Source organism: uncultured Flavonifractor sp. (assembly GCF_944387675.1).
Lineage (GTDB): Bacteria > Bacillota > Clostridia > Oscillospirales > Oscillospiraceae > Flavonifractor.
Genome location: NZ_CALXFV010000126.1, coordinates 1 through 5412, shown reverse-complemented (window position 1 = coordinate 5412; position 5412 = coordinate 1). Strand labels below are relative to the sequence as shown.

The 5412-nt window shown below is 64.6% G+C and carries 3 protein-coding genes and 1 pseudogene; all 4 read right to left on the bottom strand.

Annotation, left to right across the window (positions count from 1 at the left end):
* Positions 1–704 (bottom strand): annotated as a pseudogene (locus Q0J74_RS10205) (ATP-grasp domain-containing protein); the annotation flags it as partial.
* Entirely contained in the window at positions 694–903 is a 210-nt protein-coding gene (locus Q0J74_RS10200; RefSeq protein ID WP_297214268.1) for a hypothetical protein, read from the bottom strand. The pseudogene Q0J74_RS10205 and the gene Q0J74_RS10200, both read right to left, overlap by 11 nt.
* Before the next feature lie 32 nt (positions 904–935).
* Entirely contained in the window at positions 936–3164 is a 2229-nt protein-coding gene (locus Q0J74_RS10195) for a RelA/SpoT family protein (RefSeq protein WP_297214265.1), read from the bottom strand.
* A gap of 84 nt (positions 3165–3248) precedes the next feature.
* Positions 3249–5315: a single-stranded-DNA-specific exonuclease RecJ gene (recJ, locus tag Q0J74_RS10190; protein ID WP_297214262.1), complete on the bottom strand. Its 2067-nt coding sequence runs from the start codon at positions 5313–5315 to the stop codon at positions 3249–3251.
* Positions 5316–5412: the final 97 nt, after the last annotated feature.

The window sequence follows — 5412 nt, the reverse complement described above, 5'->3', positions numbered from 1 at the left end:
AGCACGTGGCCCACGCACATCAGCCGCACCTTGCCGTCGGCGCCGGAGTAGTTGGTCACCACCCGCATGTAGCTGTCATCCCCGGGAATGAAATCCTGGAGGATGAGGGAGTCCTCATACCCGGCGTTGTAGATGTCGTCGATGACCTGGTCCACCTCCGCACGGGTCTGGAGGACGTAGGCTTTCTTCTGGGTGGGGAAGGGGTGCTTCCAGTAGGTATCCGACTCGGCGGGCTTGACCACAAAGGGACCGTCAAAGGGCAGGACAAAGTCGTGGCCCATGCCCTTATGGTACACCACAGTGGCAGGGTGATCGATGCCGTATTTGTCGCACAGCTGGTAAAATTTCTCCTTGTGGATCAGCTCCTCCAGCATGGAAAGCTCCACATAAGGGGCGATGACGTTGGCCGGGTAGCGGGGCAGGTTGGCGGAGATGGCGTTGAGGTAGTTGTCCCCGCAGCCCAGCACCAGAATCTTTTTGTCCGGGTGGGCCTGTGCCACCTCGGTGACGTTTTTCAGCACCTGCTCCACGGTGTCGTTGTGTTCCCGGATGCGGTAGTCGATGATTTTGCTGCCGGCGCACACGCTGGCGGCAAACATGCCGAATACCACGCTCTTCACTCCGTAGGCCTCGTGAAAGGCCCGGGCCATGCTGTAGGCGTTGATGTCCGCGCCCAGCAGCACAGGGACAAAGTTAGTTGACATAAAAATGCTGCGCCTCCTGAAAACTGATCTCGTACCAATCCCGGCCCAGGGGCGTCACCCGGGCCGGGTAGTCCGCCGCCAGGCGGCGGGCCTGTTCCGGGGTGAGCCGCAGCTCCCGCAGGAGCAGCTCCCCGCCCCGGAAGCAGTCGGACACCAGGGCGTCCAGGCTGAAATGAGCAGTGTTGGGATGGTTTGTCATACTCTCTCTCCTCTTTACGACGCCTGGAAGGTCTATCCGGCGGCCCGCTTGACCTGATAGACTCCCTGAATCTGGCCCAGCTTGTTGATGACGGCGGTAAGCTCCCCCTGGTCCTTCACCTCCAGCACGATGTTCACGCTGGCGTAGCCGTCGGGCATGGAGCGGGCGGACAGGCTGGTGGTCTTCACCTTGGCCGCGGAGAGGGCCATGGCCACGTCCAGGGTGAGGCCGTCCCGGTCCTTGGCGGCCATCTCCAGGTTGGTCTGATAGGAGGACAGCTCCCCCTCCGCCCAGCGGACCTGAATCCAGCGGCCCGCCTCCTCCGGTTTGCGTCGGGCCGGGTCGGCGTTGGGGCAGTCACAGCGGTGGACCGACACGCCGAAGCCCCGGGTGATAAAGCCCACCACCGGGTCGCCGGGTACCGGGGTGCAGCATTTGGCGAATTTCACCAGACAGTTGTCGATACCTTCCACAATAATGCCGCTCTGGTCGTGTTTGCCGTGTTTCACCGGCAGGGGGGGCGGGTTGCCGGTGGCGGGGTGGATGGGCAGCTCCGCCGTGTCCCGCTCGGCGGCAGCCTGCTCGGCGTGGAGGCGGTTGAGCCGGGTCATCTCATCCTTGACCCGCACCACCGCCTTCTGGGCGGACATGCCGCCGTAGCCGATGGCGGCGTACAGCTCGTCCAGGGTGCCGAAGCGCATCTTCTTCAGCATGAAGGGGAGCACGTCCTCGGCGGTGATGGCCGCCAGGGACAGGCCCATGTGCTTGAGCTCCGACTCGAAGGAGGCCCGGCCGGTGGCGATGTTCTCCTCCCGCCGCTCCCGCTTGAACCACTGGCGGATCTTGTTGCGGGCCTCGTTGGACTTGCAGATCTTCATCCAGTCCCGGCTGGGGCCGTGGGCGGACTTGGAGGTGATGACCTCCACAATGTCGCCGTTTTTCAGCTGTGTGTCGAAGGTGACCATCCGGCCGTTGACCTTGGCCCCCGTCATGTGGTTGCCAACGGCGGAGTGGATGTTGTAGGCAAAGTCGATGGGGGTGGCCCCGGCGGGCAGGTTGATGACATCCCCCCGGGGAGTGAACACAAACACCTCGTCGGAGAACAAATCCACCCGCATGGTGCGGACAAATTCCTCCGCGTCCACGTCCTGCTGGCTCTCCAGCAGCTTGCGCACCCACTCGAAGGCGGCCTCGGTCCCCAGCTTGGCGTTGGCCATGCCCTGCTTGTACTTCCAGTGGGCGGCAATGCCGTACTCCGCGGTGTGGTGCATGTCCCGGGTGCGGATCTGTACCTCAAAGGGGATGCCTTCCCGCCCGAAGACGGTGGTGTGCAGGGACTGATAGCCGTTGGGCTTGGGCGTGCCGATATAGTCCTTGAACCGGCCCAGCACCGGCTTGAACAGATCGTGGATCACGCCCAGCACATTGTAGCACTCCGGAATGTCGTCCACAATCACCCGGAAGGCATAGAGATCAAAAATCTCGTCCATCGTCTTGTTCTGGGCGTACATCTTCCGGTAGATGGAGTAGGCGTGCTTCACCCGGCCGTAGATGGTGCAGTGGATACCCTCTGCCTCCAGCCGCTCCTGAATCCGCTTCTGCACCGAGGCCATGAACTCCTCGTGGGCGGCGGAGCGGGCCTCCAGCTCGTCGGCGATCTCCTTGTAGCCCACCGGGTCCAGGTAGTGCAGAGAGGTGTCCTCCAACTCCCACTTGATCCGCTGCATGCCCAGGCGATGGGCAATAGGGGCGTAGATCTCCATGGTCTCCAGGGCCTTCTCCTTCTGCTTCTTGGGGGACTGGTACTCCATGGTGCGCATGTTGTGCAGCCGGTCGCAGATCTTGATGAGGATCACCCGGATGTCCTTGGCCATGGCCATGAGCATCTTCCGCAGGTTCTCCATCTGCTCCTCTTCCTTGGAGGTGTACTGTACCCGGGTCAGCTTGGTAACCCCCTCCACCAGGTCTGCCACCGTCCCGCCGAAGAGCTTGGCGATCTCCTCATGGGTCACTCCCGTGTCCTCAATGCAGTCGTGGAGCAGGGCGGCGATGATGGAGTCGGTGTCCAGCTCCAAATCAGCCACAATCTCCGCCACCGCCAGGGGATGGGTGATATAGGGGGAGCCGTCCTTGCGCAGCTGCCCGGAGTGGGCGTTGTCGGCAAAGGTAAAGGCGTTAAACAGCCGCTGAGTGTCCAGCGTGGGGTTGTAAGCCTTGATTTTATCTTCCAGCGCCTGATACCGCTCCAAAATGGGGTCCATACAGGCACCTCCTTACGTCGTTGCAATCTTCATATCCTTCGCGCCGCCGTTTCCGCTTCGCCGGGCTTCGGCGGGAATCCCGGTTTATCCACGCATTTCCCGCAGGCGGCGAAGAATCCAGGAGTCCTCCAGATCCACCTTGCCCTCCACCGCCCGCAGGGCGATGTGCAGGTGGTCGGTGGTGTGCTCCAGCCGGATCAGGCCCCGCTCGTCAAAAACCTCCAGACATACCAGGGTGCGCATCACCGTCTCCCGCCGGCCGGCGGAGCGGGCGATGCTCCGGGCCAGCCGGTGGGCGGTCTCCTCCAGAGGGGCGGGCTGGGCGTGGCCCTTCAGGTAGCGCCAGAGCACCACAAACTCCTCCCGGCTGGGCAGCAGGGCGGCCGCCTCCTGGGGGGTCAGCGCCTCCCCCCGGCGGAACTTCTCATACAGCGCCCGCTCCGCCTGGGCGCGGGTGAGGGCGGGACGCAGGTCGCACACCTGGAGCTGTACTGTGTGCCAGCCGCGAAACTCGTTGATCTGGGGAGTAAAGGCCACGTCCACCCGCTCCCCCACCGCTACCCCCGTCTGGGCTGCGGTGGCGGAGAAGAAGATGGCGTCCAGACTCCGGGCGCCGGCGGAGAGCTTCAGCTTTAGGTGGCGGCCGCCGCCCACCTCGCTCAAAGCGGTGACCAGACAGCCGGAGAGGGAAAACACCGGCTTGGGATTGCCCGCCCCGTAAGGCTCCAGCAGGTCCAGCCCCTCCACCCCCTCCTGGGTGAGCAGGGCGGGGTCCTCCACCTCCCCGTCCACCTCCAGCACCGAGATCATCTCCTCCCCGCCGGTGCAGGCGCGGACGTACTCGTTCATGGCATCGGCAAAGGCGGGGATGTTTTCCTCCAGAATGGTGAAGCCAGCCGCCAGTTCGTGGCCGCCGAAGCCCTCCAGCAGGCCGGCGCAGTGCTCCAGGGCGGCAAACAGGTTAAAGCCGGCGAAGGACCGGCAGGAACCCTTGCCCCTGCCGTCCTGAAGGCAGATCATGAAGGCGGGGCAGGAGTATTTATCCGCCAGACGGGAGGCCACAATGCCCACCACTCCCTGATGCCAGTGTTCCCCGGCCAGCACCAGGGCATACCGCCGCTGAGGGGGCAGGGCCTGGGCCAGGGCCTGACACTCTTCGTAAATCTCCGCCTCGATGGCCTGCCGCTCCCGGTTGAGCTGGCACAGCTCCGCCGCCAACTCCTCTCCCCGGGCGGCATCCTGGGTGAGCAGCAGCTCCCCCGCCAGGGCGGCGCACCCCATCCGCCCGGAGGCGTTGATGCGGGGGGCCAGGGTGTAGCCGATGGTGCCGGAGGTCAAGGGCCGCTCCTCCAGGCCCGCCTCCCGCAGCAGGGCCTTCAGCCCCGGCCGGCGGGTGCGGCGCAGGCACTCCAGGCCCAGGCGCACAATGGTGCGGTTTTCTCCCGTCAGACTCATCACGTCGGCCACCGTGCCAATGGCTGCCAGGTCGGCGTATCGCTCCAGCAGCTCGGCCTGCCGGGCGGGACCGCCCAGGGCCAGGACCAGCTTGAGAGCCACTCCCACTCCCGCCAGACATTTGAAGGGATAGGGACAGTCGGAGCGGTGAGGGTCCACCACCGCCGCCGCCTGGGGCAGGGTGGCCTTACACTCGTGATGGTCGGTGATAACCAGATCAATGCCCAGGCACCGGGCATGGGCGGCCTCCTCCACGGCGGTGATGCCGCAGTCCACCGTCACTACCAGACCGACTCCCTCCTGCCGGAGAGTGGCCAGCGCCTCCCGGTTCAGACCGTAGCCCTCTTCCCTCCGGTCGGGAATGTAGGGGATGACATTCCCTCCCTCCCGGCGGAGAAAATCCGTGAGCAGACAGGTGGCGGTGATGCCGTCCACATCATAGTCGCCGTATACCGCCACGGTCTCCCCCGCAGACAGGGCCTGGGATACCCGGCCGGCGGCCTTGTCCATATCCCGCATCAGCAGGGGGTTCTGGAGCTGCCCCAGCCCCGCATCCAGGAAGGCCTCCGCCTTCTCCGGGGTGTCCAGCCCCCGGGCGCACAGCACCATGGCCGCCAAAGGCGGGATTCCCGCCGCCTCCATGGTCCGCCGGCTGCCGGGCGGACAGGCGGCCCGGTTCCACTGTTTATATTTCATTGGGCCGCACCGCCTTTCCGCGTTCAAAATTACCCTTTATTATAGCAAATCCAGCCTCTTATGACAAGAGGCTGGAAGAAAAGGACGGACGGCCTTT